We start from the raw sequence: 25,882 nt of genomic DNA, 5'->3' as shown, positions 1-25,882 counted from the left end.
TCAATTACAGAGCCTACTAAACGGGAGAATCCTTCAAGAACGCAGAGCGCGCCGCGAGACAGCGGCTAAAGGGCATTATACTCAAAAGCGCATCCCGCGCCCATCAAGCAAGCGACCGAGCGCGCGCTTTTTCCATAATACCGACGGCAAAAGGCTTCAGGGGGATTCCGGGCGCGATTTAACCTCTATTTAACCGATGCCCTTTGCGCGCCCAGGCGTCACCATAAAGAACGCCTGAAACATAACGCCTGCAGGAAGACGCCGCTCACGATGCCCCTCGACAAGAGTCCGCCCCCCACCCAGCGCTGGTATGACCGCGACAAGCGCCTCTCGGTCGCCGTGCAGTTGATGATGGCGTTTCCCGATGAGTTCAAGACCATCATCTGCGACGGAATTTCGATATTGGCGGAGCGCGAGTTCAAGGTCAACGAGATGATCTCGCAATTTAAGTCGCTGGGCAGCGACAAGGTGCTGGCGCTCTTTAAGTCCAAGCAGCGCAAACGCGACTATGACGCGCATCCGGCCATGCACCAGACAATGAACTATCTCTTTGTCCTGTCGCCGGAACACAAAATGTTTATGGCCAACCATATCATCTCGCTGGTGGAAGTCGTACAGGACTATCTGCGCCTGTGCCAGCGCACGCAGCACGCGCCCGAAAGCGAGTCCGTGGGCGTCATCACCAAGGCCTACGTCAATCAGGGACGCGATTCCGCGCGAATGATGCTCAAGCGCTTTGAAGAGCGCTTTCTCACGACCATCGAACACAAGACCAACGAGATCACCATTAACAGCGCTCAGCGCGCCGAAAAAATCCGCTCCGACGACGACGATATGCGCGTGCGCGACGATTAATGCGCAACGTCTGACTTTATGGCTACAACGTTCCGATGCGATTCAGCGGAAAAATGCGGAACACGGCGCGCCCCAGCACCCGCGACGCCGGTTGGTAGCCAAAATAGCGGCTGTCTTTGCTGTCGTTTCGGTTATCGCCCATCATAAAATATTGTCCCTTGGGAATCACGCGCGGCTCGCAGGCGCTGACGCAGAGCTCGGGCAGCGCCGCGACGTAGGGCTCTTGCAGCAGACGGCCATTGATTTTGACGCCCACATTGGGAACCACCTGGAACGTATCGCCCGGCAGACCTATGAGCCGCTTGATAAACGCCCGATCCACGGGGTCATCGGGCTTGTTGTGAATCAGGGCGGAAAAGCCGCTCATCCGCAAAAGCGCGCTGAGCGGATCATTGTGAATCACGGCTTCCGGCTCCGGCGGATAAAACACCAGAATATCGCCGCGCTGATAAGGCCGCACCCAATGCGAGAGCTTCTCGACAATCACGCGATCGCCTACCTGTAGCGTCGGCAGCATCGACGGCGAGGGGATGAGGCGGGGTTCGCCCAGCCCTTCGCGAATCAGCACCAGAAACGTCAACACGATCACGACCAGTTCAGCAATTTCGCGCAGGATATACAGCGCGCTCCAGAAGCGACGGGCAGGCATCGCCGCGATACGGCGCCCATTGAGCGATTCGCTCGCGCCGCGCCACGAGGCGGACGTCAAGCCCAGCGAGGAGAGCGCCTCGCGCATCGGCGGATCATCCGCCTGCAAACAAGCTTGCGTCAGCGCATCCATATCCAGCGCTTCGCCGCTTGCGTCGCCTCGTTGCAGCAGACGCGCGAGCAGGGGACGCAGCGGCGCGGGATAACGCGCCATGTCCGCGCCGCCCGCCTCGGACGAAAGCGGGTCCGCGACAGAAGCCGCAGGCGCTGGGGCGTCAGGGAGAGACTTCAGCGCGTCGCGCAAGGCGCGCGGCTTGATTTTTAACTCGCGCAGAGCGGAATCGAAGCGCGAAAACGGGCGCAGCGTCTCGACCACGCTTAACAGGGCCAGCCGTTCGCTTACGTGAGGAGCTTTGGCCGAGCGGGCTAACTTTTGGGCGCGATGCAGCGCTTCTTTCACGTCTTCGGTAAATCGCATGGCAAGGGCCGTCCTGACTCTCGAAACAATCCGCTTACGAAAGCGTTTAGTGTAGCCCCTCCGCCCCAGAAAGGCAAAAGCCCGGCCTCGCGTCATCGTTATCCGGGAGCGTCCGCAATGCGCGCGCTGTTATCGGCGACGCCTGAAAATTCACGCAAGGAGCGGGCCCATGGAATTTAGTCCCGTTGGCTGACGCGCCCAACGGCCTTGACGCGGTATCGTCAAGGAGATGATGCAGCGAAATGGCCCGCGATGACCCCGCACACGTCCGACCCAAACCGAGCCCAGAGCAGCGCCGACGCCGATCCGTACAACGATTCGCTTCGTTACGACTCGTTTACAGGCGGTTCTGCGGCGCATCCCGCTTTGCCGGAAGAGGCCGTCAACCCGACAGCCCTCTACGAAGACGGCCTGCTGCTGAATTTCAAAAAAGAATACGGCGCTGCGCTGGAATCGCTTGAAAAAGCTTACGCCGCCTTCCTGCAAACGCGCGATTATATTGGCGCCATTCGCGCGCTGATCGAGCTGGCCTGGCTCAAATACAACAACAACCGCGCCGACGAGGCCTCCAGCAAGGCCAGCCAGACGTTTTCAGAAGCGCAGGCCATGTTGGAAACCCACATCAACGAGCCCGGCGTACAGGAGGTGCGCGCGCGCCTGCTGCACTACAAAGGGCTGGTAAAATACCGTTGCGGCCAGTATGGCGAAGGCGTCAAGCTGTTTCGTCAGGCCAAAACCTTCTGCTGGCAAGACGGACTGGAAGCCGCCAAGATCAACGATTCGCTGGCGATTCATTACGAACGCACCGGCGATTTTCACCGCGCCATTCGCGCGCTGAACGAGTCGCTCGTCATTAAAAAGCGGCTGGCCATCGCCTACGAGCAGGCCGTCACGCTGGAAATCCTGGGCCGCCTGCATCTGATCCGCGAAGCGTGGGACGATGCGGAACGCTGCCTGAACGAAGCCCTTGAGCTGTGCCAGACCCTGGGCGACGTCAAACGCCTGTCCGCCCTGCGCAATCAGCGGATTAAAATGGCCTTGCACCGCCACGACGTCGACAGCGCGCGACGCCTAATCGCCACGCAGGAAGAAGACGACGCAGCCTTTGCGATGAACGCCAAAGAACGCGGCATGACGCTGTTGTTCAAGGCCTATCTGGCCTATCAGGACGACGGCGCCAGCGCGGCCATGCAACTGCTTTGCCAGCAGGCGATCCCGCAGTTTCGCGCCATTTGCTATGACAAGGGCCTCGGCAAGGCGTTTCGCCTACAGGGGCGGCTCGAATGCGAACTGGGCCGACACGGCGCCGCGCTGGAAGCGATGGGCGACGCGCTGGCCATCTTTAAAACGCTGAATCTGGTCGATGAGCAGGCGAAAACCCATTTTGAATTCGCCCGGATTTTTATGGAAATCAACGACCGGCCGCTGGCGGTCGAAAGCCTGATGGAAGCCCTGCGCGTGGCAGAAGAGAACGGCCTGCGCTTTTTGACCAGCTACATCGAGGACGAACTCTATCGCATCGACGTGGATCAATGGCAGTTGGTCGTGGACAAACGCGCCACCCATCAACGGATTTTCGGGCGCGATACGTCGTTGCTGGCCTCACTGACGCAGGTCTCAGGCGACGCCGCTGATGTCGGCGGCGCCGGGGGCGTTGGTCTCAACTCAACCCAGGCCAAAGCGATGGTTTCGCTGCTGCGCGTGGGGCAAGCGATGTTCGGCGAGCGCGATCTCGACACGCTGCTGACCGTCATCATGAACGAGACGCGACTGGCGCTGGATTGCGATCGCTGTACGCTGTTTCTGTACGACAAGGACCGCAACGAGTTGTGGTCCAAGGTCGCCACCGGACTGGATCGCGCGCATGAAATCCGTTTTCCCGCTCATCTGGGTCTGGCGGGTTATGTCTGCAAGACCGGCGAGATTCTCAACATTCGCGACGCCTACGAAGACCCGCGCTTTAACAAGGATGTCGACAAGAAGACCGGCTACAAGACCGAAAACCTGTTGTGCATGCCCATGCGCAACCGCCTCAACGAGATTATCGGCGTGTTTCAGGTGCTGAATAAAGCCCAGGGCCACTTCGAGAAAAGCGACGAAGAGCTGCTGATGGCCATTGCCTCGCACGCCGGGGTCGCCATCGAAAACGCCCAACTGGTCAGCGACCAGAAAACCGCCTTCGTCAGCTTTATCAAGACCCTCTCCAGCACGATTGACGCCCGCGACCCGATTACCGCCGGCCATTCCGAGCGCGTGGCGCAATACGCCGATATCATCGGCCAGCAAATGCATCTGGAAAAAGACGAGATGGAATCGCTGGTGTATGCGGCCCTGCTGCACGACATCGGCAAAATCGGCATCCGCGAGGATATTCTGACCAAAGACGGGCGCCTGACCGAGAAAGAATACCGTCATATTCAGCAACACGCGCGCTATACTTACGAAATCCTCCAGAATATTCACTTTGAACCACACCTGCGGCGCGTCCCGGAGATCGCGGCCTCTCACCACGAAAAAGTCGACGGCACGGGCTATTTCCGCGGCCTCAAGGGCGGCGAAATCCCCTTACTGGGGCGCGTACTGGCGCTCAGCGACGTTTTCGACGCCATTACCTCGCGCCGCCATTACCGCAACCGCATGCCCTTCGATCGCGTGATTCGACTCCTTCAGAAAGACGCCAATTCGCATTTTGACCCCGATTGCGTCAACGCTTTCTTTAATGCGCCCCTGCAGCAACTGGGCCGCATCCTGTTGCTGGAGCGCCGGTTTACCGCGCCGGAAACCCTCATCCAGTGGGAAAAAGAAATCGACGACAGCCTTACCATTCGCGAATATCACGAGATTCTGTGCAAGGAGCGGATGACCAAGGGCGAGGCCGATATTCATCGCTACTTTACGGCGCTGTACGAGCGCGGCAGCCTCGACCAGCTTGACTAGCGCCACGGCGCGCGCACGGCAGGCTGTGCTATAGTACCCCCTAACGGTTTTTAACTGAGAGAGAGTTTCAACAGAAAATTTTAAGCGAGAAGACGTTCAAGAGATAAAAGATTTCAGAAAAAAAAGAAGGAGCCCCCTGCGCATGACCCCAGCAGACGCATCCCCCGCCACCCAGCAAACGCCCGCCTTTTCCGCCAGCGCCCCAGTCCCGATCACCGTTGCGCGCGGCGACGGCATCGGCCCGGAAATCATGGCCGCCACGCTGCACATTCTCAAAGAGGCTGGTGCCCGCCTGGCTATTGAAGAAATCGAAATCGGCGAAAAAGTATACCTGCAAGGCATCAGCGCAGGCGTCGGCCCCGGCGCATGGGAAAGCCTTCAACGCACGCGCGTCTTCCTCAAAGCCCCCATCACCACCCCGCAGGGCGGCGGCTTCAAGAGCCTGAACGTCACCACTCGCGCCATGTTCGGCCTGTACGCCAACGTGCGGCCTTGTGCGTCGTATGCGCCGTTCATCGCCACCAAGCACCCCAAAATGGATCTGGTGATTATTCGCGAGAACGAGGAAGACGTCTACACCGGCATCGAATACCAGCAAACCGACGAAGTCGTGCAGTGCCTCAAGCTCATCAGCCGTCCCGGCACCGAAAAAATCGTGCGCTACGCCTTCGAGTACGCGCGGGCGCATAACCGCAAGAAAGTCACCTGCTTTACCAAAGACAACATCATGAAGATGACCGACGGCCTCTTCCACAAGATTTTTGACGAGATCGCCGCCGAATATTCAGACATTGAGAACGAACACTGGATTGTCGATATCGGCTCAGCCAAACTCGCTGACACGCCCGAAGCCTTCGACGTCGTCGTGCTGCCCAACCTGTACGGCGATATCCTCTCCGACGTCGCGGCGCAGATTGCGGGCTCGGTCGGCCTGGCGGGCTCCGCCAATATCGGCGCCAACTGCGCGATGTTTGAAGCCATCCACGGCTCAGCCCCCCGTCGCGCTGGTCAGAACGTCGCCAACCCCTCGGGCCTGATGCTCGGCGCTGTGCTGATGCTGGTGCATATCGGACAAGCCGATGTCGCGACGCGCGTGCATAACGCGTGGCTCAAAACCATTGAGGACGGCATTCACACCTATGACATCTTCCGCGAAGGCGTCAGCAAGCAAACCGTCGGAACCCGGGAATTTGCGCAGGCCGTGGTCGATCGTCTCGGCCAATCGCCGCAGACGCTGGCGCCGGTAAGCTATCGCAACCCGGATCGCGCCGAAGCCCCTGTCGCCCAGCGCCCCGTCGCAGCAGCGCGACAAAAAGAGCTGGCGGGCGTCGATGTCTTTTTCCACTGGTCGCCCGCCTCGCGCGATCCCAATGCGCTGGCCGCGCTGGTGAAATCCGCCACAGAGCCCGCGCTGGCGTTGTCGATGATCAGCAATCGCGGGGCCAAAGTATGGCCGGATGGCAACCCCGACACGTTTTGCAGCGATCACTGGCGTTGCCGCTTCGAATCGCCCGCCGGGGCCGTCGCCGCGCATCGCGATATCGTGGCCCTGCTCGATCGCCTGGAAAAAGCCGGGCTTGATTTCATCAAAACCGAAAGCCTCTATCGCTTCGACGGCGCGGAAGCCTTCACCAAAAGTCTGGGCCAGTAAGCCATAAGCCGTAAGCAGCGCAATCGCTGACGGCGACGCCTTTACAGGCGTCTAGTCGCCGCAGGTGCGCACGGGGCTTTAGAATTTCTTTCTTTTTGAATGTTTAATTAAGTATTAAAGGGTATCACAAGGACGCACGCGTCGGGTTTAATGCAAGCACAAGGGTTGTAGGGTTTGGACACAGGCAAATGGGGGGTTTTGGGAATGACTTACTGTCAGAATGCAGGACGCTATACGCACTTTGGACCTCGTCCACGTCGTTTTCCTTATCAAGCGGGTAATTTTGGGACGGGGCAGTACGCGCCTAGCCATATCGCCAGCGAGTTCCCCGAACGCGCCAAGGGATTAGCCTTTCGCAAAGCCATGTTGGCGGACGCGCAAGGCGATCGAAATGGGCGGGTGTCCACCGCCGAATTCGACCGGGCCAACGGCCTGAATTTGAGCAATCGGGAATTCTACGCGCTCGGCGCGGGCCCTGACGGTCAAATGAGTATCCGGCAAGCAGGTCAAGCAACGCGCTTTCTCGATCGCAATCGCGATGGCCACATCTCGCAAAACGAAGTCCGGCAGGCGCGCTGGGCCATGAATCAGAATCCCAACTACGTCCGAAACCTCGTGGCAAATGCCTAGCGGCGGGTGGCGGCGCAGGTCTTGAGGCGGGCGCGCAATTCGCGGAGCTGCTGCTCCAGAACGGGATGACCGTCGATTAATTCGGCAATCTTCTCGTAGGAGTACAGCACCGTGGTATGAGAGCGCCCGCCCAGCAACTGACCGATTTTAGCGAAGCTGGTTTCGGCGGTCTCGCGCAATAAATACACAGCGACCTGGCGCGCGTGGGCAATGTCCCGCGCGCGCGACGCGCTTTTAAGGTCTTCGGCGCGCAGATGATAATAAAGCGCCACGGTTTCGATGACGGTTTCCAGCGACACGCGCGAGAGATCGGCCTCCATGCCCAGAATCTGGCGGGCGCAGGCCAGCGTCATCGGCGCGCGGGTGAGCATATGATAGGCGGCGACTTTGTTGAGGCCGCCTTCGAGTTCGCGCACGTTTTGCGGAATCACCTCGGCCAGATAGGCCAGAATTTCATCGGGGATCGTCAGCTGTTCGCGCTCGGCCTTGCATCGCAGAATCGCCAGACGGGTTTCGGCATCGGGCGGCTGAATATCCGCCATTAAGCCTGAAGCGAAACGGCTGCGCAGGCGGTCTTCCAGCTCAGGCAACTGCTGAGGCGAACGGTCGCTGGTCAGAATCATCTGCTTGCCGGCCTCGTGCAGCACGTTAAACGTATGGAAAAGCTCCTGCTGGGTGCGCTCTTTGCCCGCCAGAAACTGAATATCGTCGAGAATCAGCACGTCGAGCTTTCGGTAGCGATCGCGAAACGGCGTCCAGTCGCGCTTGGCCACTGCCTGAATCATATCGTTGGTGAATTGTTCAGAGGTCACATAACGGATTTTCGCCTCCGGGTTATGCCGCAGCACGAAATGCCCGATGGCTTGAGCCAGATGCGTTTTCCCCAGCCCGACGCCGCCATGGATAAAGAAAGGGTTGTAGCTCTGCGCCGGATTCTCTGCCACGGCCAGCGCCGCCGCGTGGCAAAACTGGCTGTTGTCGCCGACGACAAACTGCTCAAACGTGTACTTGGGATTCAGGCCGCTGCGGTTGGTGCGCGGCGTCCACGGGCGATAGGGCGCATCTTCGGCGATCGGGGCCATGGGGGCCATGGAGGCCATCGGCGCAAAGGAGTCCGGACGCGCCGAGCCGCTTGAAGCGTCAGCCACAGCCGCAGGCGCGTCTTCGAGCAGCGTCTCGGCGCTCACTTCGAGGCGAATTTGAGCGTCAGCGCAGCCCACGACCTGACAAAAGGCTTCCTGCAAGGCTTTTTTGTAGTGACGCAACACCCAGTCGCGTTTAAACACGCTATCCGTGCGCAGGGTCAGGGCGTCATCGGCAGCTTCAGCAAGCGCCAGCGGACCAATCCAGCTCTCAAAAGCGGGCGCGCTCAGGCTCAGACGAAGCCGATCCTGTACAGCCGTCCACACGGCTGTTTGCGAAGAAGGGGCGCCAGCCCCAGCAGAAGCCGAAACAGCAGAAGCAGAATAAGCAGAAGATGGGGACATTCAGGCTCTCAATATCCAAACAGGCAGCAGGACGCGCTGCGTGGGGGCGAGGGGGGAGGGGGGCTCTCTATTCAGCGACGCGCTCCATGCGCGACGCGCGACGAAAAACGACGCATGGCCATGACGCCTGTCGCTCTCATTCGACATGCGCTCCACTAAACCAAACCCGTTAAATAAACGCCCCGAAGCAGTGCATACTGGGCATCGTCTCTATCGCCAGATGAGTTTAGCACATCCGCTTGATGCGACGAGCATCGCGCGGGCCAAGCCGTTACATTACAGGTCACGTACGACGCGCGTCCGAGCCCCCTGCTTGGCAAGGCGACGGGGTTTGGATTACACTAAATCTCCCGCTTCTTTTATAAGGGCTTTTTCCATCTAATCTGGAGCCTCGCGCCTCAATGAAACGCACTTTGGAAGGCACCCAACGCAAGCGCCGTCGCGTCAGCGGCTTTCGCGCCCGTATGCAGACCCCCGGCGGACGCCGCACCCTGAATCGTCGTCGCGCCAAGGGCCGTTACCGCGTTGCCATTTAACCTGCCGGCGTTGCGCGCCGCGTCCGCTGGCGAGTATGCTGCCCCAACGCTGTCGACTTAAATCGACTTCGCTGTTTCGCCAGGCCCTGGCGGGTCGTCGTCTGTTTGTCTGCGACGCCTTTGTGGTTTACGGCGTGACGCAGCGCGAAGAGGGGAAGCAGAATCTACCGCGTTTTGGGCTGATTATCAGCCGTAAGACCGAAAAACGCGCCGTGCGACGCAATCTCATCAAGCGCCGCATGCGCGAAATCATCCGTCGGGAGTTGTTAGCGGTCCATGCGGCCCGGCTGGCGCGTTACCGGGCGATTGTGATTATTATGCGTCCCCCGGCGCTTACCAAGCCGTTTGAGACGCTTTGCGCCCTGACGCTGCGGGCCTTTACGCCGCGTCCCGGTCCTGTCGGCGACGCGTAAGCGCGTTGAATGTCATGGGCCGTTTTCGCCGATTAACGCCCGCCGCCGCCCATGCGCGAATGATTCGTCTCCACCACGACAAAGCGGGTAAACACGTCTGATGTCGCAAAGTCAGCCTTCTCGCGCTGCTGGCGCTCCTCGCCGCGATCGTTCTCTTTTTTGTAGCCAAAGAAGAAGCTGACGACCTTGCCAATCGTCGCATTGAGTTGCAGCCCCCATTGGGCCGACAGCGTCGCGAGAAACGCGGGAATCGGGAAGGGCAACGGCACAGGCGCTTGCGGCAGCGCAATCATGGCGTTGGCCAGCATTTCAAAGGGACGCAAGGCGTACAAAACCGTCTGCTGAAAGCCGCGAACGAGCGGATTGGCCGAAAATCGCTGAAAAATAAAGCTCTGTTGCTCGGAAAACTGATCATCGCCGCGAGCTTCGCGCGCCAGGCGCAGTAATTGGGCCACCCAATCGCTGCGATTGCCGTCAGCGCGCTCACGAGCGACCGCCTCGTTATAAGTCGGCATCAGGTAGCCGCGCCCGCTGGCGTTGCAGTATTGCGTATGCTTATAAACGTCTACCATTCAACGTCTACCATGGCGAGCGATGGCCTTTAAACCCGTACGCGCCAGCGCCGATCCATCACTCGGCGTCAGACAGATGCGCGTCCACAGAACTCTCAGGAAACGAACCCCTAATGATACCCCAAGTCTCTCCCCAAGCCAAGCCAGTGGCTGGCAAAAGACGTTAAGCCGCGCCCGAGACCTGCGCCGCCAACGAAAACACGGCGATTTCCGGGCGCGTATTATAGCGAAAGCGCGGGAACCCACGCCGCCAGAACGGCAGATTAATATAATACGCCGCGCCGCCCAGACCGCTGCTGACGTAAATGAGCCGACCGTCGCGCGCGTAAAAGCCGTGGCGGTACTTCATCTTCAGCACAAAGCGATAGATGGGCGTCAGCGGCGGTAAAAAGACGTGTCCGGCGTGGGTGTGGCCCGACAGCGTCAAGGCGGTGCGCGCAGCCTGCGGATACCGCCCCAGCGTATCAAACTGGCGCGGATTATGGCTCAACAACAGAATCGGCGCTTGCGCCTGCGCCTCGGTCGCCGCCAGCGCGCGAGCGAGATCGGGACGCCCGCGCTTATAGTCATCCACGCCCGCCACCCACAGCGGGCCGCCTGCGGTTCGAATCAGCCGCGCATCGTTGACCAGCAGGGTCGCTCGCGTGCTTTCCAGCATCGCGCGCATCCACTGGCTGCGGGCGGTATCGGCGTAATCGTGATTCCCCAGAACCGCAAACAGCGCGCACTGCTGCGGCAGCGATTCCACAAAGGCTTTGGCAGCCGGAATATGCGCAGGCCCAAAATGGATAAAATCCCCGGTGATGACGATAATATCCGGCTTGAGCGCATGGACGTGCGCCGACACGCGCGCATAGTAAGCAGGATCGGTATACTCGTAAAAATGCAGGTCCGACAACTGGATCAGCCGCACGCTAGCGGCGCGCCCCTCAGGCGGCGGCGACCACAGCGGCATCGCCAGCGCATGGTGGCGAATCACCAGCTGATTATGGGTCAGCGCGATCATGCGCCAAAAACCGGGGCGAGACGCGAAACCGCTTAGGCGTCCGTCTTATCGGCAGGCGCAGCAGAGGCGGCGGCGACGGGAGCGGGGGCGGCTTCTTTTTTCTTGCCTGCGGCGGCCTTATCGGCATTTTTAGCGGCGGCGTTCAGCGAGCCCATTTTTTCGCGGATACGCGCAGCCTTGCCCGAGCGTTCGCGCATGTAGTAGATACGCGCGCGACGGACGCGTCCGCGGCGGGTGACCTTAATGCTTTCAACCATCGGCGAGTGCAGCAGAAAGACGCGCTCGACGCCGACGCCTTGAAACACGCGGCGCACGGTGACGGTCGCGCTGAGACCTGCGCCGGAGCGACGCAGGACGACGCCTTCATAGCCTTGCAGGCGTTCCTTATTGCCTTCGCGAATGCGCACCATCACCTTGACCGTATCCCCGGGATGCAGTTCGGGCAGGTCGCTTTTCAAATACGCTTTTTCAATCTCGCGGATGAGGTGCTGGGTCATGATCGGGAATCCTATATCGCGTCACAGGTCAGGAGGTTATTGTATCCCGTCAACCCAATCAAGCAAGCGGGGCGTTGCCGCGACCTCAGGGCAAGCGTCAGGCCATTAAGGCGAGAAACTGTCCGATCTTTTGAACCCCGGCAACATCCTGCTTAGCCGCCGGAATTTTCTGGCCGGCGCCTGAAACTCCCGTCAAAGCAGGCGCAACGTCGTATAAGCTTTTGCGGGACGCAGCAGCGCCAAAACGAGGGCCAAAACCGGCAGCAGGCAATATGCCGTTCATTTCCTATCCCCAAGCGTTATCAGATCGTGACTCGGCTGCACGCCAAGCTTTTATCATAGGGGATGTTCCCGGAGGACGCAAGTTTGTAACGAAATTGTTACCAATAGCGCGCAGGCCCAAGCAGTTTCAGGCCCCACGCCAGCAGGACCAGCGCGGCAAGGCTCCACAAGCCCGCGCGCGATGCTACAAAACGAATCACGCGACAGCAGGGCGCGGGAAACGCCGGATAGGCCAGCAAAAACGAAGCGGCGCCCATTGCCAGCGGAATCGCAAGCGCATGATAGCGCGCGGCTTCCAGAAATTGGCCCTGAGCAAGCGCCCAAAACGCGCGCGTCATCCCGCAGGTGGGGCACGGCAGGTGAAAGAGGCCTTTAAACAGGCAAAAAGGTCCTGAAAAATACATTATCGCAAGCAGCCAGGGCGGCATCAGCGCACAAATCGCCGCCCACAAGGCCCCTATTAGCGTCACCGCCAGCGTGAATTGCCACAGCGCCCGTAACACCCTCTGCGAGGGAAAGACGCCGTCACAATCCAGCGGCGGGCGCAGCGCGAAAGCCTTGATGAAAGCCATGCGCTTATTGTAACGCGCGGCGTAACGCATCGGCTCGTTCGCTTTATGTGTTTGCGCGCCTGCCGCTTCCCTGATAGGCTAAATCTCCGTCAGGCGAAATTTTTGACGTTTTTCTCCGCGCAGCAGCCCTTCTCTTGTCGTACCGCCTATGTTCTCTGGCAGACGCTCGATCCAGTCTGAGCCAGACCCCTTGCGCGGCGCGCGCGTTGCATGGCCACGCCCCTGTAATGCGCGCAGAATCAAGCGATCCAGTCCTACTAATTGTGTATGGAGGCGAGAATCTCAATGATTAACAAAGGCGATATCGCATGGATGCTGATGTCCTCGTCGCTCGTGTTGCTGATGACCCCCGCAGTGGGCATGTTTTACGGCGGCATGGTGCGGCGCAAAAACATGATTTCCACCATGATGAAGAGCTTTGCGACCATTGCGATTATCTCGCTGCTCTGGGTCAACGTCGGCTATAGTCTGGCCTTCGGCAATGATCACTGGAGCCTGATCGGCGGCTTTCAATGGCTGGGACTGAAAGGGGTATCGATGAGCGAGCCCAATCCCGCCTATGCGCTGACCATTCCGCACCTGCTGTACATGCTCTTTCAGATGAAATTCGCCGTCATCGCCCCGGCCCTGATTATCGGGGCCTTTGTCGAGCGCATTCGCTTCAGCGCGTTTATGGCCTTCATCGTTCTGTGGTCGCTGTTGGTGTATTGCCCGGTCGCCCACTGGGTCTGGGGGATCGGGGGCTGGCTGAAACAGCTCGGCGCACTGGATTTCGCTGGCGGCGCAGTCATTCATATCACGGCAGGCGTCGCCGCGCTCGCCATCGCGCTGATTATCCGCAAGCGCAAAGACTTTGGGCAGATTGACACGGCGCACAGCAACCTGCCGCTCGTCCTGCTGGGAACAGTATTTCTGTGGGTAGGCTGGTTCGGCTTTAATGGCGGAAGCGCCCTGGAAGCCTCGCCGCTGGCGGTTCACGCGGTTATTACCACCACGGTTGCGACGTCTGCGGCGGCCCTCACGTGGATGGCCCTCAGCTGGCGCAAAGGCCTGCCCAACCTGATGGGCATGGCAGTTGGCTCGGTCGTCGGTCTGGTGGCCATTACGCCTGCCTGCGGGTACGTCGACATCTTCTCGGCGACGCTGATTGGCGTCATCGCGACGATCGTCTCATACAACTGCATCAAGATTCGCCTGAAACTGCACATCGACGAAAGTCTGGACGTCTGGGCCTGTCACGGGATGGCTGGGACCTGGGGAGCGCTTGCAACCGGGATTTTCGCCTCCAAAGCCATTAATCCGGCTGGCGCCGACGGGTTGATCTACGGAAATCCGCATCAGCTGGTCGTCCAGGCCATCAGCGTGGCCGCCGTCTGGGTGTTTACGTTTGCGGTGAGCTTTGTGATTGCCAAGGTTCTCGACCTCACCATGGGCCTGAGCGTCACCGAAGACGAGGAAGAAATGGGCCTCGACCTGACGCAGCACGGCGAAGTCGCCTATAACATCGAATAAGGCGCCTATCGAATAAAGCGCCCCTGCGAAAACGCCCCTTTCCCGGTTGCGAGAAAGGGGCGTTTGCCTGAAAAAAGCGCGAGAAGCTCGCTGATTATTGCGCGGCCAGCGACTTGCCCGCCGAGCGCAGCGTCTGGAAGGCCTCGTCGAGGCGCGCGATCATGCCTTTTTCGCCTTCGCGCAGCCATTTGCGTGGATCGTAGACTTTTTTGTAAGGCGTTTCGGTCTCAGGGTCTACTTGATACTGGAAGGCTTTGGGCGTTTTCAGCACGTAGCCCCCGACGCTTTCGGCGAATGCGAACTGCAAATCGGTGTCGATGTTCATTTTGAAGACGCCATAGGCCATGGTTTCTTCGATTTTCGCCAGCTCAGAGCCAGAGCCGCCATGAAACACCAGATTCAACGGATTCGGCCCGGTTTTGCAAGCCGACTGCACCCGTTCCTGCGACTGCCGAAGGATTTCGGGCCGCAGCTTGACGTTGCCCGGCGCGTAGACGCCATGAACGTTGCCAAACGAGGCCGCCACCGAGAAATGGCCCAGCGGCGAAAGCGCTTCATAGGCTTTCAGCACGTCGTCCGGCTGAGTATAAAGCCGCGCGTCGCTGAGGTCGCCGTCTTCAGAGCCGATGCCATCTTCTTCGCCGCCGGTAACGCCCAGTTCAATCTCGATACTCACGTCAATCGCCGCTGCGCGCTTGAGAATCCGGGCGCATTCGGCGATGTTCTCTTCCAGCGGCTCTTCGGAGAGATCCAGCATGTGCGACGTAAACAACGGGCGGCCCGTCTGGCGATAATGCTCCTCGCCGTAGCCGAGCATCGCTTCGACCCAGGGAAGCAGCTTCTTGTTGGCGTGATCGGTGTGCATCACCACGCACACGCCGTAATGCTGGGCCATCAGATGCACGTGACGCGCGGCCGACACGGCGCCCAGGGCTTTGGCCAGCGCGGAATCCGGGAAGCCTTGCCCAGCAAAAAACTCCGCCCCGCCGTTGGAAAGCTGGATAATGACGTCCGCGCGATTTTTACGCGCCGCTTCCAGAACGGCGTTCAGGCTGTTCGTACCGACCACGTTGACGGCGGGCAGGATATACTGACCCGCTTTGGCGGCCTGGACAAGCGCCTGATAGTCTTTGCCGGTCACAACGCCGGGCTGAAGGGTGACGGGGGGGGCGACGGTCATAAAAAAACTCTCCTGTCTGTGATGGACTCTCATCGACTCTCATGGAATCGGGCGCGACGACACGCGCGCGCGCACGCCTTGGTTATACCCCGAAAGCAGGCGTCGCCGCCAGCGGGCGCGTTAGCCGTTGCAGTCGGCGCCGCAGCCGAAATAGGCCAGCGTCGGCCGTCGGGCGGCTTCCACCTCGTCGACGCGCGCAATGGGGGCCGAATGCGGCGCCTCGCGCACGAGATCCGGCGTTTCGCGGCACTCGCGGTCGATTTGCGTCATGACCTCGACAAAGCGATCCAGCGTCTCGCGCGACTCGGTTTCGGTCGGCTCAATCATCATGGCGTCCGGCACAATCAGCGGAAAATACACCGTCATCGGGTGGACGCCGCTGTCCATCATCCGTTTGGCGATATCCATGGTGCGAATCGGGTGATCGCCCGACTGTTGACGGCGGCACGTCATCACAAACTCATGTTTGCAGCGCTGCGCGTGCGGAATATCGTACAAAGCGCCCAGACGCGCCTTGAGGTAATTGGCGTTCAATACGGCGTCGCGCGTCACCTGCGCCAGCCCATCCGCCCCGTAAGCCAGAATATAGGCCGCCGCGCGGATCATCATCTCGACATTGCCATAAAACGCCTTGACCTTGCCCACGCTCTGCGGGCGTCGCCAGTCCAGCGCGTAGCGTTCGCCGTCAAACGTCGCCACAGGCCTGGGCAGAAACGGCGCGAGCGCTTGCGTGCAGGCGACCGGCCCGCAACCGGGGCCGCCGCCGCCGTGGGGAGTGGCAAACGTCTTGTGGGTATTGATGTGCATGACGTCAAAGCCCATCGCCGCCGGCTTGGCCTGACCCATCACGGCATTGAGGTTGGCGCCGTCGTAATACATCAACCCGCCCGCTTCGCGCGTCAGGCGGGAAATCTCCAGAATATCGCGCTCAAACAGGCCGAGCGTATTGGGATTGGTCAGCATCAGCGCAGCGGTTCGCTCGCTGAGAACGGCTTTCAGGGCGGCAAGATCCACCAGCCCGTCGGCCCCGCTTTTGATTTCCACCACATCAAAGCCGCATAAAGCCGCAGTCGCCGGATTCGTGCCATGGGCGGAGTCAGGAATGACCACTTGGGTGCGCTGCGCTTGGCCGCGACTGGCGAGAAAAGCCTTAATCATCAGCAGGCCGGTCAGCTCGCCTTGCGCGCCCGCCGCCGGTTGCAGACTCACGGCGTCAAAACCGGTAATATCCGCCAACAGGGTCTGAAGCCGGTACATCACTTCCAGCGTGCCTTGACACAGCGCGGCGTCCGTCATGGGATGCAACTGGGTAAAGCCCGGCAGACTGGCGATCGCGTCACAGACCTTCGGATTATACTTCATCGTACAGGATCCCAGCGGATAGAAACCCGTATCAATGGCGTGATTCAGATGAGACAGGCGCACGTAATGGCGCATGGCGTCCAGTTGCGAGACTTCTGGCAGGGCGGCGGGCGCCTGACGCAGGCTGTCAAGGGGAAGCAAACGATCAATCGCCGCGTCGTCCGCCTCGGCGACGGGAGTCGTGACGCCGCGCCGTCCGGCGGATGATTTCTCAAAGAGCGTCAGTTCAAGGGCTTGCGGCGGGGTCATCGCGTCGCGTCCTCTTTTAAGGGCTGAGCCGCGCCGAGCGCGCAGAATTGGGCCAGCGCGCGCCCGTATTGGGCAATGGCCTCGCTCGTGGTGAGTTCCGTGGCCGACACGAGCAAGGCGTTGGGATCGTCGGCCAGCGCAATCCCGCCCAGCAGACCAAAGCGCTGTAAAAACGTCAGGGCTTCGCCCGCCGGACGTTGCAGACGCAAGACGAATTCGGAGAAGAAAGGCCGGTCAGGATAGCGCAGCGTCACGCCGGGAATCGCCGTGAGCGCGTCCGCCAGACGGTGTGCGCGCTGGACGGAGCGCTCAGCCACCTCGCGCAGGCCGACAGGACCCATCAGCGCCAGATAGGCCGCCGCTCGCAGAGCGTTCAGGGCCTGATTGGTGCAAATATTGCTGGCCGCCTTCTCCCGGCGAATGTGCTGCTCGCGGGTCTGAAGCGTCAGCGTATAACAGGGACGCCCCTTGACGTCGCGCGCCCGTCCGATTAGCCTGCCCGGAAGCTGCCGAATCAAGGCTTTCTTGCAGGCCATATACCCGCCCGTGGGGCCGCCGAAATTCATCGAATTACCCAACGGTTGCAGGTCGCCGACGACGATATCGGCCCCGTAAGCGCCCGGCGGCAACAAGAGGCCCAGAGAAACCGGATCGGCGACAATGATCAGCAGCGCGCCATGGGCTTGGCAAAACGCGCGGGCCGCCTGCGCGCGCGGGCTCAGCAGCAGACGACCGAAATAATCCGGGGCCTGAATAATCAGCGCCGCAGTCTGCGCGCCATTCAGGCCGGAGAGACTCGCGTCATCAGCCGGATCAAAGCGGTCGAAGACAGCAGAAGCCGACTCTTCCAGGTGTTTACGCCCCGCCTGAAGATACGTCGTCAGCACAGCGGCGTAATCCGGGTTGAGGCCGTCGGCGACGGCGATGCGCGTGCGGCGGGTAGCGCGCAGGGCCATCAGGGCCGCTTCGGCGACAGCGGTTGCGCCGTCATACACGGTAGCATTCGCCGCATCCATGCCGCTCAGCGCGGCAATCATCGTCTGAAACTCAAATCCTGCTTGAAGCGTTCCCTGACTGACTTCGGGCTGATAAGGCGTATAAGCGGTATAAAACTCCGAACGCCCCGCAATCGCATGGACCGCCGCCGGGATAAAACGCGGATACGACCCGCCGCCCAGAAAACACTGCATCCCGACACCCGTATTGCGCGCCGCCGCTTGCGAAAATAGCTGCTGAAGCGCGGCTTCGCTCATGCCTTGGGCGGGCAGGGTTTGACAGGAGACCTGATCGCGCAGCGCGCGCGGAATATCGTCAAAGAGCGCCTCCACAGAAGGCGCGCCCAGAGTCGCCAGCATCGCCTCGCGGTCGGCCTCGGTGTGGGGCAGAAAGTTATACACGGCGCGGCTCTATCCTTGAATCAATTTTAAATCCAGTTTCAATCCAGTTTAAATCGGCCCGCTTCAGGCCAATTTTTAGCGTGTCACCCTTGGCATCATAGGGCGCTTCCCCGCGTGAAATCAAGCGAATCAGGCCCCCGCGAAACGATTCTTGACAGGGCGCGCGCCTTCGCATCAAGGCTTTACGTCGGCGCGCGCGCGACCCATAATAGAGACTTACGGCAGAAAGCAGGATTTCCAGAATCACGCAAAGCGAAGCCGCGACAGCCGTTTACCTCTCCTCTTATTTGCTTTTTATCTCTCGTTTTCTGGGTACGTTAAGGGTTTAGAAGCGCTCCTACAGGATAGAAGGGCCGATCGCCTGATGAATATCGCCTTGTCCGCCGTCTCCGCCGACGAGCTGGAAGATTTCCACCAGATTCGCCTGTTTCGGGACTTGGGCCGCGCCGAAACGCTCGCCATTCTTGATGTTTTTCAGGAAGCCCATTACCCGCGCGATCAGGTGATTTTCTATCAGCGCGACCTCCCCTCGGCCTCTGGCGCGCGCATCTACTTTGTCATGTCGGGCTGCGTCAAGCTGGTCAAATACTCCTCTGACGGCGAAGGGGCCATCGTACGGATGGTCGCCCAAGGCGAGTTCTTCGGCGTGACGGGCGCGCTGACCAGCAAGCCGTATCCGTTTTCGGCGGAAGCGTTATTCGAGTCGCGCATTATTTCCATCTCCAGCGAGGATTTCATCGCCCTGACGCGCCAATACCCGCAACTGGCGCTCAACATGATTACCGAACTGGGTGAAATGCTCTGGTTTACGTACGAAACGCACAATCAGGTCGTCAAAAAATCTGACGCCCGCGTGGCAAAAATTATCCTGCATCACCTCAACCGCGAAGGGGCCGAACCGACGCCCCAGGGCATGCTGCTCAAAACCCAGCTCCCCCACGAGTATCTGGCCAGCATGACGGGCATCACTTACGAGGAATCCGTCCGCATCATCAGTCGGCTCAAGAAAACCAACGCCTGCATTGCCTATCACCGAGGCGGCAAAATCACCATCACCGATCTCGACGCCCTGATCGCCATCGCCCAGACGGAAGAATCGCGCATCAGCTGAGCCGCGCAGGGTTCAGACGCATCGGCGCAGGCCTAATAGACCTCGACGTGCCAGCGATTCTCTTGCGTCAGGCGCTTCATAAACGCCTCATAATCGATGCCCTGAGACGCCGCCGCCAGTCGCAGCCCTTCGGTGATGGCAGGCTCCATGCCGCGCAGACCGCACATATACAGCGAGGCATTGTCTTGCTGCAACAGCTCAAACACGCTTTTGGCATGCTCTTGCAAGCGATGCTGCACATACATGCGCCCGCCTTCTGCGTTCTGTTCTTCGCGACTAAAAGCCGTGGCGAGATGAAATCCCGGCTGGCGCTCGTATTGGGCGATCTCATCGCCATAAAGATAGTCGAAACGGGTTTTCACGCCGAAAAAGAGCCAGGTTTGCCCCGTTTCTGAAGCGCGCCGGCCGTAACGGGTCTTGAGAAACGCCCGAAACGGCGCAATGCCCGTACCCGTCGCGATGAGAATCATATGCGAATTGGGCGCGTCCGGCAGCAGAAAACTCTTGCCCACGGGCCCGGTCAGCTTCACGACATCGCCCACGGCGCGATCGCACAGGTAGTTTGAGCAGACCCCCGGCGGATGCGGCGGGTTCAGTGCGCGTTTGACGCAAATGCTGACAGTTTTTCCGGCGCCATCGTCGCCTTCACTGGGCGAGGCGATGGAGTACAGACGCAGCTTATGCGGGCGTCCGGCGGCATCTTCGCCCGGCGGCAGGACGCCGAGGCTCTGGCCGTCGAGATAGCGGAACTTGCTGTCGGCGATATCGAACGTAATATGGCGCACCTCGTTGCCCGAGGCCGGATCCGTCAGGCTGCGATGCTCGCTGATGCGCGCCTGAAGCGGGGCGCCGGGCTTATACAGGTTCGAAGGAAAATCCGCCGTGTGGGCGTGAGGCGAGGGCGTCATGGCAACAGGCCTTTTTACAGGTTGACGAGAACGTGAGCTTTAGAAAGACCCCACTATACCCCAGAATCTGGAATCGGGCGAGCGCCCCAAACAATTGCGCCCGCCGCCCGCTTGAGGGATGATGCCCACGATAGGACGCCGCGTGAGCGTCCGCAGGAGATTCAGGCAATGCCAACGCCTTGCGACATCAGCGCTCCCGACGCGCCCTTTGTGATTCTCGCCGGTCCCGACGTCATCGAGGGAGACGGCGGCGTCAATCGTGAGACAGCAGAAGAATTACAGGCAATTATCGCCCGGCTTTCGCAGCGCTGGTCCGTAAAATTCTGGTTTAAAAGCTCCTACGACAAGGCCAATCGAACGTCGGTCGATGCCTATCGCGGCCCCGGCGCTCAGGCGGGGCTGGCGATTCTGGCTAAAATCAAGGCGGATCTCGGCGTCGCCATCGTCACCGACGTGCATTCGCCGCAGGAAGCGCTCGACGCGGCTCGCGTGGCGGATATGATTCAGGTCCCGGCCTTCCTCAGCCGCCAGACCGACTTGCTATTAGCCGCCGGTCGCTCCGGCGCGGCAGTGAACATCAAGAAAGGCCAGTTTCTCAGCCCGCATGACGTACGCCACGCCGCCGACAAGGCCCGAAACGCCGGCGCGCGCGAGCTGTACGTCACCGAGCGCGGCTCCAGCTTTGGCTATAACAATCTGGTAGTGGACATGCGCAGCATCCCGATCGCGCACAGTTACGGCCTGCCGATTATTTTCGACGCCACGCACAGTATTCAGCTTCCCGGCGGGCTTGGGACGGCATCCGGCGGCGAGCGTCAGTTTGCGCCGGTATTAGCGCGCGCGGCGACTGCGGCGGGCTGCGACGGGTTGTTTTTTGAAACCCATCCCGATCCAGATCGGGCTCTGTGCGACGGCCCCAACATGATTGCGCTGGCCGAAGTCGAGTCCCTACTGGAAACCTGCCTGCGTATCCGCGCCGCCGCCCGCCCGGCGGCTATTGCGGCGGGATAACGTCCTGGGGATTCGCTTTGCAATATGCGTCCGCCAGAGCATACAGCGCACGATGCAAATCCATTTCATCAGGAGAAATAGGCGAAAGTCCGGCTTTTTGCCTCTCAAGTTCCTCCAGTAACGGTCCGCCCGTAATATGAACTTTTATTGGCGGTGACTGGCCAGTTGCCGGCAAGTGGGCCGTATAACGAATCGTATCGGGCGGAGGCGTCTCATAACTCATCTGATGGCGATGTATGCCAAAGCGAAGCGGCGAAATCATGACAGCGAGTCCTATCGGGTTGAAAAAGGGGTGACGAAGCCGCCCCAGAATTGAAGCGCGGGGCGGGTGTTTCATGAAAAAGCGGCGAGGCGCTTAAAATTGCGCTAACCGCAAGACGCGGCGGCGCAACAGGCTTGCATGCGATCGTACAGGCGATCAATCCGCGCCTGTTCAGCGTCATCCGGCGCGACTAAGGGCGGACGCATCGCCGCGTGCGGGATTTGCCCCTTACGCGCCAGCAGCGTCTTGACCACTGTGGGATTGGGCAGAAAGAACAGTTCGCGACCCGGATGCAGCAGTTTCAAGTGCAGCGCGCGCGCCTGCGCCACGTCGCCGCGTTTAAAGGCCGTCAGCATCGTGCGCATCGGGCGCGCGGCGAGATGCGCCAGCACGCTGACCACCCCATGGGCCCCACACGCCAGCATCGGCAGCGTCAGCGTGTCGTCGCCGCACCAGGTCAGCCACGAGTCCGACGGCATCAGCGCGACGATTTCGCTGAGGGCGTCCATGTCCGGGTAGCTTTGCTTGACGCCGATGATATTGGGGCATTCGCGATGGAGCGCGGCCATGGTGTCGGCTTCCATCCGAACCACGCAGCGGCTGGGGATGTTATAAATCACGATCTCTACATCCGGCGCGGCGTGGGCGATTTGCCGAAAATGCTCTATCATGCCGCGCTGGGTCGGCTTGTTGTAATAGGGCACGACGACCAGCAGGGCATCGACGCCGTGCGCGGCCATCTGCCGGGCTTCTTCGACGGATTTGTGCGTGTCATTGCCGCCACAGCCCGACATCACGGGGATGCCGCGCTCGGCGACCGCGTCTTTCACCGCATGAAACAGAACGATCTTCTCATCGAACGTCAGCGTTGGGCCTTCGCCGGTCGTGCCGTTCACAAGTAAGCCATCGCAGCCCTGATCCACCAGTTGACGGGCCAGCGCGCGCGCCGCATCGAGATCAAGCGACCCGTCGGCGCCAAACGGCGTGACCATCGCGGGAATCAGTTCGGCGCGAAAGCGCGGCATGAGCAACACTCCTTACAAGGGCAAGAGAATCATCAGAACGTTAGACGGAAGCGGCGGCGCCCAGCAGCTTGCGCGCAATCAACTGCTCGGCAATGCGCACCGCGTTAAGCGCCGCGCCAATACGCAGATTGTCAGCCACCACCCAGAGATTCAATCCGCGCTCAGGGTTGGAGCTATCCGGGCGAATACGGCTGACGTACACCGGATCCGTTCCGGCGGTTTCCTGCGGGGTGTGATAATCGGCCGGACCGTCGGCGACAATGACGTCCGGGGTCGATTTCAGGATATCCCGGGCGGCTTCTGGCGACAGCGGGCGCTCGAATTCCAGCGTCACCGACTCGCTATGTCCTACCATGACAGGCGCGCGCACCGCCGTACACGTCACCGGCAAGCTCGGCAGATGCAGAATCTTGCGCGTTTCCCACACGACTTTGGCTTCTTCCTTGGTATAACCGGACAAAGGGCCTTCTGTGAGGAAAACGTCAATATGCGGAATCAGGTTAAAGGCCATGCAGCGGGCAAAAACCTCGTGACGCGAGACGGCAGCCCCATCCGGCGCGGCGAGTTGCTCGGCGGTAACGGCGCGCAGCTCGTCGATGGCTTCTTTTCCTGCGCCGCTGACCGATTGATACGTGCTGACAATCACGCGCGTCAAACCGGCGGCGTCATGCAGGGCCTTGAGAACCGGCATCAGTTGCGAGGTTGAGCAATTCGGATTGGCGATAATGCCTTTATGCGCGCGCAAATCGTCGTCGTTGACGCCTGCAACTACCAGCGGAACGCCTTCTTCCATTCGGAACTGACTGGTATTGTCGACCACCACGGCGCCGCGCTTTACAGCTTCCGGGGCCAGGCGCGCGCTGATGGAGGCGCCTGCGGACGCCAGCACGATATCCACGCCTTCAAAGGCCTCCGGCTCGGCCAGCAACACTTCGACCGGCTCGCCGCGAAAGCGAATCGACTCTCCTGCCGAGCGCTGGCTCGCCAAAGGCTTCAGGCGCTTGATCGGGAATTGGCGCTCTTCGAGAATAGCCAGCAGACGGCTTCCAACCAGTCCGGTGGCGCCCAGAACGGCAACCGTGTAGCCTGAATCGGGAACATGCGAAGTCATCGGCGAACGTCTCCAGTCGAGAGGGCGGATGTATCGAAGCGCGCGGGCCAACACCGGCGCATTCGACGGCTATTTATTATAGAGGAAAGGGGGCGATTTATTGAAGCGGGAGTTCTACCGCGCTCAGCGCCGGAATTTTCAACGCGCGGGCCCTGGGGAGATTTCCCGAATCAGCATTTTCAAAGAAAAAAACCCGATTTTACGCGCACTGAAAGCGCTTTCGGCTATTTTGCGAAGGGAGCGCAAGGGCTCAAATCGTAAACCTAAATCGCTATGCAGATAGACATCTTTATGATATATTATAGACATAAACAATTCTGCACTTAGCGCCACGAGGCACATTCAATGCAATCGGTCTGCCTTCATTCACGACCTGCAACGTTTTTCCTCACGTTGATGAAAGACGCAACGCTCTTCGCCGAATTTTCGCTGGCGATCTGGCGTGCGCCGCAACAGGGCGTGCGCGTATGGCGCGAATGGTTTTTCCAGAACCGGATGCCCGCCCTTCGGGCCTGGTTTCTGCGCGAGGCGACGGCTCACAGCGCCGACGCGCAAGCGACGGCAGTCCCGCCAGAGACGGCGGCTCAAAAAATTACGCGCTTACTGGCGATCGTTGAGATCTCGCGTCCTGCAGGAGCAAGGCCCGCACGCCGCGATCGACGGCCTTCGGAACCGCCTTGCGCAACGGCGCCACGTCGGCGGCGACAGCCCGATTTCCCGCGTCGCTTCGCCCTGCGCTGGCTGCAAGCCAAGCACGCAGCCTTGCAGGCGACGATCTCCGCAGCGCCCCAGCCCCTCGCGAACACGCTGCCAGAAATTCCAGCGACGCCCACCGCCAGCGCGCGCCCTGCGCCGCGCCCCCAGTGGCTTCAGAAGATTTTTCAGGAAGAGGAATCCGGCCAAGCCTTTTCGCTGGCGGGTATTGCGCCGGTCGATCCGTACGGGCCTATCTGGTTCACCTGTTGGGACGTTCTGGAAACTTACTTAACAAGAGAAGGCCTGATAAGACAAACCCTGGCAGGCGACGCCCGCCGCGAGGCAGAGCGGCCCAGCGTCTCGCCCTATCGAGAGGACGACTCGCCCTATGGCGGTAAATCAGGCGCACTGGCGCGACTGATGGCATCGCGCGACGCCGCCCTGAAAGCGGGCGTGATTTTTCCCGCACGCCGCCGACGCGCGTTTATGGAGATTTTGCAAAGCCGCAGCCCGCCCGAAGAGGCGCTTTAGTCGGCGTCCGGTCGGCCCAGCGTTGGAAAAATCCGCGCAGGGGCTTGCGGAAGCAGATCGCTATCAGCCGCCGGGTCTGCGTCTTGCGGCGAAAGGCCCAGGGTCATCTTTTTAATAAACAGACGCCACACCTCGCGCTGGCCAATCAGCGGGCTGTGAATCTCGGCAATAAAGCTGCCCAGATTCTTGATCTCGCCTTCATAGCGCCGGTCGGTGCGCGTTTCAATGCGATCCATACGACTGGCCATCTCCAGACGCCTCACCAGGCCCACCGCGCCGGTCGCCGTGCGATATTCCACGAAGTCGCCGGTAATTTGCAGGACCTTGCCTTGCAGTCGCTGGCCGTTGGCCAGATAAATCGTATCCAGATCGCACCAGCCCGCCGGGCTCAGCCCCGCCAGCGCGCCGACGATCAACGCGAAGGCCAGCAGCAGCCGGACTCGAAACCGGGTAAGAATCCCCGTCATGACAGCGCGATCTCCTTCAGGTCAGCTTGCGCGGTCAGCCTGAGGTCAGCTCTAAGGCCATGCTCCCCGCGTCACTGTCACTATAGCGCCCGACGCGCGCCCAGCGCCATCGTCCGGCAGAAGGAAACGCGGCTTCATCAGGGGTCGAGCCGCTTTTTCACCTCAGAGGATTCCTGCGCCATCTTGCTGAACTCGAAAGACACATGGGGCTTCAGGGCCAGTTTGAGCAGAATCAGGGCGGCCAGCCACAACAAGACGCCTTGCGCCCAACCGATTTGAGGACCATGAAAGGCCTCAAACACCAGCGCATTCCAGACGACCATCATAAACAGGGCAGGAATCCCAATGGCCAGCGCCAGCAAACCGGCCACGGCGGCCAAAAAAGCAATCAGACCCGAAACACCCTTGATTTCAAAGATATGCATACGACCAAAACCCTTTTTAAATAGAGATGACTCTCCGTTCCGCCCAAAAGCGCGCGACAACGCGCTGGTTA

At 60.3% G+C, this 25,882-nt stretch carries 25 protein-coding genes; 10 read left to right on the top strand and 15 right to left on the bottom strand.

What is annotated here, in order from left to right:
* The first annotated feature begins 270 nt into the window (after nucleotides 1–270).
* Entirely contained in the window at nucleotides 271–855 is a 585-nt protein-coding gene (locus tag IPK79_09150) for a hypothetical protein (protein ID MBK8190598.1), read from the top strand.
* 22 nt (nucleotides 856–877) lie between these two features.
* On the opposite strand, the gene lepB is transcribed toward IPK79_09150, so the two are convergent.
* The gene (lepB, locus tag IPK79_09145) at nucleotides 878–1,981 is read right to left on the bottom strand and encodes a signal peptidase I (protein MBK8190597.1); all 1,104 of its coding nucleotides are present in this window, start codon (nucleotides 1,979–1,981) and stop codon (nucleotides 878–880) included.
* A gap of 252 nt (nucleotides 1,982–2,233) precedes the next feature.
* Between lepB and IPK79_09140 the strand changes: the two genes are divergently transcribed.
* The 3 genes from IPK79_09140 to IPK79_09130 all read left to right on the top strand — a co-directional run bounded on the left by IPK79_09140 (nucleotide 2,234) and on the right by IPK79_09130 (nucleotide 7,199).
* Entirely contained in the window at nucleotides 2,234–4,918 is a 2,685-nt protein-coding gene (locus IPK79_09140; protein MBK8190596.1) for a GAF domain-containing protein, read from the top strand.
* A gap of 142 nt (nucleotides 4,919–5,060) precedes the next feature.
* On the top strand, nucleotides 5,061–6,569 hold the full coding sequence (locus IPK79_09135; protein ID MBK8190595.1) for an NADP-dependent isocitrate dehydrogenase: 1,509 nt from the start codon (nucleotides 5,061–5,063) through the stop codon (nucleotides 6,567–6,569).
* A 204-nt stretch (nucleotides 6,570–6,773) separates the two neighbouring features.
* Complete coding sequence (locus IPK79_09130) at nucleotides 6,774–7,199, top strand: hypothetical protein (GenBank protein MBK8190594.1); 426 nt, start codon at nucleotides 6,774–6,776, stop codon at nucleotides 7,197–7,199.
* Here IPK79_09130 and dnaA read toward each other — a convergent pair.
* Entirely contained in the window at nucleotides 7,196–8,686 is a 1,491-nt protein-coding gene (dnaA, locus tag IPK79_09125; protein MBK8190593.1) for a chromosomal replication initiator protein DnaA, read from the bottom strand. The genes IPK79_09130 and dnaA overlap by 4 nt on opposite strands.
* Nucleotides 8,687–9,087: 401 nt before the next feature.
* Here dnaA and rpmH point away from each other — a divergent pair, with 401 nt between their 5' ends.
* Complete coding sequence (gene rpmH, locus IPK79_09120; GenBank protein ID MBK8190592.1) at nucleotides 9,088–9,222, top strand: 50S ribosomal protein L34; 135 nt, start codon at nucleotides 9,088–9,090, stop codon at nucleotides 9,220–9,222.
* 35 nt (nucleotides 9,223–9,257) lie between these two features.
* Nucleotides 9,258–9,635 (top strand): ribonuclease P protein component, encoded by a 378-nt coding sequence (gene rnpA / locus IPK79_09115; protein MBK8190591.1) that lies wholly within the window; start codon nucleotides 9,258–9,260, stop codon nucleotides 9,633–9,635.
* Between the two features lie 32 nt (nucleotides 9,636–9,667).
* Here rnpA and IPK79_09110 read toward each other — a convergent pair whose 3' ends face one another.
* The 4 genes from IPK79_09110 to IPK79_09095 form a co-directional block, all read right to left on the bottom strand.
* Complete coding sequence (locus tag IPK79_09110) at nucleotides 9,668–10,207, bottom strand: hypothetical protein (protein MBK8190590.1); 540 nt, start codon at nucleotides 10,205–10,207, stop codon at nucleotides 9,668–9,670.
* 163 nt (nucleotides 10,208–10,370) lie between these two features.
* Entirely contained in the window at nucleotides 10,371–11,213 is an 843-nt protein-coding gene (locus IPK79_09105; GenBank protein MBK8190589.1) for a metallophosphoesterase, read from the bottom strand.
* A gap of 32 nt (nucleotides 11,214–11,245) precedes the next feature.
* Entirely contained in the window at nucleotides 11,246–11,713 is a 468-nt protein-coding gene (gene rplS / locus IPK79_09100; GenBank protein MBK8190588.1) for a 50S ribosomal protein L19, read from the bottom strand.
* A 377-nt stretch (nucleotides 11,714–12,090) separates the two neighbouring features.
* Nucleotides 12,091–12,420: a DUF2752 domain-containing protein gene (locus IPK79_09095; protein MBK8190587.1), complete on the bottom strand. Its 330-nt coding sequence runs from the start codon at nucleotides 12,418–12,420 to the stop codon at nucleotides 12,091–12,093.
* Between the two features lie 432 nt (nucleotides 12,421–12,852).
* Here IPK79_09095 and IPK79_09090 point away from each other — a divergent pair, with 432 nt between their 5' ends.
* Nucleotides 12,853–14,076, top strand: a complete 1,224-nt coding sequence (locus IPK79_09090) for an ammonium transporter (protein MBK8190586.1) — start codon at nucleotides 12,853–12,855, stop codon at nucleotides 14,074–14,076.
* Between the two features lie 94 nt (nucleotides 14,077–14,170).
* On the opposite strand, the gene fbaA is transcribed toward IPK79_09090, so the two are convergent.
* From fbaA to gcvPA, 3 genes are all read right to left on the bottom strand, one after another.
* The gene (gene fbaA, locus IPK79_09085; GenBank protein MBK8190585.1) at nucleotides 14,171–15,256 is read right to left on the bottom strand and encodes a class II fructose-bisphosphate aldolase; all 1,086 of its coding nucleotides are present in this window, start codon (nucleotides 15,254–15,256) and stop codon (nucleotides 14,171–14,173) included.
* A 120-nt stretch (nucleotides 15,257–15,376) separates the two neighbouring features.
* Nucleotides 15,377–16,867 carry an aminomethyl-transferring glycine dehydrogenase subunit GcvPB gene (gene gcvPB, locus IPK79_09080; GenBank protein ID MBK8190584.1) on the bottom strand — a complete coding sequence of 497 codons (1,491 nt, stop codon included), beginning with the start codon at nucleotides 16,865–16,867 and terminating at the stop codon, nucleotides 15,377–15,379.
* The gene (gene gcvPA / locus IPK79_09075; protein ID MBK8190583.1) at nucleotides 16,864–18,222 is read right to left on the bottom strand and encodes an aminomethyl-transferring glycine dehydrogenase subunit GcvPA; all 1,359 of its coding nucleotides are present in this window, start codon (nucleotides 18,220–18,222) and stop codon (nucleotides 16,864–16,866) included. Before gcvPA ends, gcvPB begins: the two co-directional genes overlap by 4 nt.
* A gap of 406 nt (nucleotides 18,223–18,628) precedes the next feature.
* On the opposite strand from gcvPA, the gene IPK79_09070 reads away from it, so the two are divergent.
* Nucleotides 18,629–19,375 (top strand): Crp/Fnr family transcriptional regulator, encoded by a 747-nt coding sequence (locus IPK79_09070; protein MBK8190582.1) that lies wholly within the window; start codon nucleotides 18,629–18,631, stop codon nucleotides 19,373–19,375.
* Nucleotides 19,376–19,407: 32 nt separating this feature from the next.
* Here the strand turns inward: IPK79_09070 and IPK79_09065 are convergent, their stop codons facing one another.
* Nucleotides 19,408–20,283, bottom strand: a complete 876-nt coding sequence (locus IPK79_09065) for a ferredoxin--NADP(+) reductase (GenBank protein ID MBK8190581.1) — start codon at nucleotides 20,281–20,283, stop codon at nucleotides 19,408–19,410.
* Nucleotides 20,284–20,451: 168 nt separating this feature from the next.
* On the opposite strand from IPK79_09065, the gene kdsA reads away from it, so the two are divergent.
* Nucleotides 20,452–21,294 carry a 3-deoxy-8-phosphooctulonate synthase gene (gene kdsA / locus IPK79_09060; protein MBK8190580.1) on the top strand — a complete coding sequence of 281 codons (843 nt, stop codon included), beginning with the start codon at nucleotides 20,452–20,454 and terminating at the stop codon, nucleotides 21,292–21,294.
* Here the strand turns inward: kdsA and IPK79_09055 are convergent.
* The 3 genes from IPK79_09055 to IPK79_09045 form a co-directional block, all read right to left on the bottom strand.
* The gene (locus tag IPK79_09055) at nucleotides 21,278–21,556 is read right to left on the bottom strand and encodes a hypothetical protein (protein MBK8190579.1); all 279 of its coding nucleotides are present in this window, start codon (nucleotides 21,554–21,556) and stop codon (nucleotides 21,278–21,280) included. The genes kdsA and IPK79_09055 overlap by 17 nt on opposite strands.
* 104 nt (nucleotides 21,557–21,660) lie before the next feature.
* Nucleotides 21,661–22,581 (bottom strand): 4-hydroxy-tetrahydrodipicolinate synthase, encoded by a 921-nt coding sequence (dapA, locus tag IPK79_09050; GenBank protein ID MBK8190578.1) that lies wholly within the window; start codon nucleotides 22,579–22,581, stop codon nucleotides 21,661–21,663.
* A gap of 40 nt (nucleotides 22,582–22,621) precedes the next feature.
* Nucleotides 22,622–23,692 carry an aspartate-semialdehyde dehydrogenase gene (locus IPK79_09045; GenBank protein MBK8190577.1) on the bottom strand — a complete coding sequence of 357 codons (1,071 nt, stop codon included), beginning with the start codon at nucleotides 23,690–23,692 and terminating at the stop codon, nucleotides 22,622–22,624.
* A 345-nt stretch (nucleotides 23,693–24,037) separates the two neighbouring features.
* Here IPK79_09045 and IPK79_09040 point away from each other — a divergent pair, with 345 nt between their 5' ends.
* Nucleotides 24,038–24,919 carry a hypothetical protein gene (locus IPK79_09040; protein MBK8190576.1) on the top strand — a complete coding sequence of 294 codons (882 nt, stop codon included), beginning with the start codon at nucleotides 24,038–24,040 and terminating at the stop codon, nucleotides 24,917–24,919.
* Here the strand turns inward: IPK79_09040 and IPK79_09035 are convergent.
* Complete coding sequence (locus IPK79_09035; GenBank protein MBK8190575.1) at nucleotides 24,916–25,386, bottom strand: hypothetical protein; 471 nt, start codon at nucleotides 25,384–25,386, stop codon at nucleotides 24,916–24,918. The genes IPK79_09040 and IPK79_09035 overlap by 4 nt on opposite strands.
* A 137-nt stretch (nucleotides 25,387–25,523) precedes the next feature.
* A complete protein-coding gene (locus IPK79_09030) occupies nucleotides 25,524–25,811 on the bottom strand; it encodes a hypothetical protein (protein MBK8190574.1) in 288 nt (95 codons plus the stop codon).
* Between the last annotated feature and the right edge of the window lie 71 nt (nucleotides 25,812–25,882).

The sequence above is a fragment of the Vampirovibrionales bacterium genome (genome assembly GCA_016712355.1).
Classification (GTDB): Bacteria; Cyanobacteriota; Vampirovibrionia; order Vampirovibrionales; family Vampirovibrionaceae; genus JADJRF01.
This window is presented reverse-complemented; position numbering and strand designations above follow the sequence as displayed.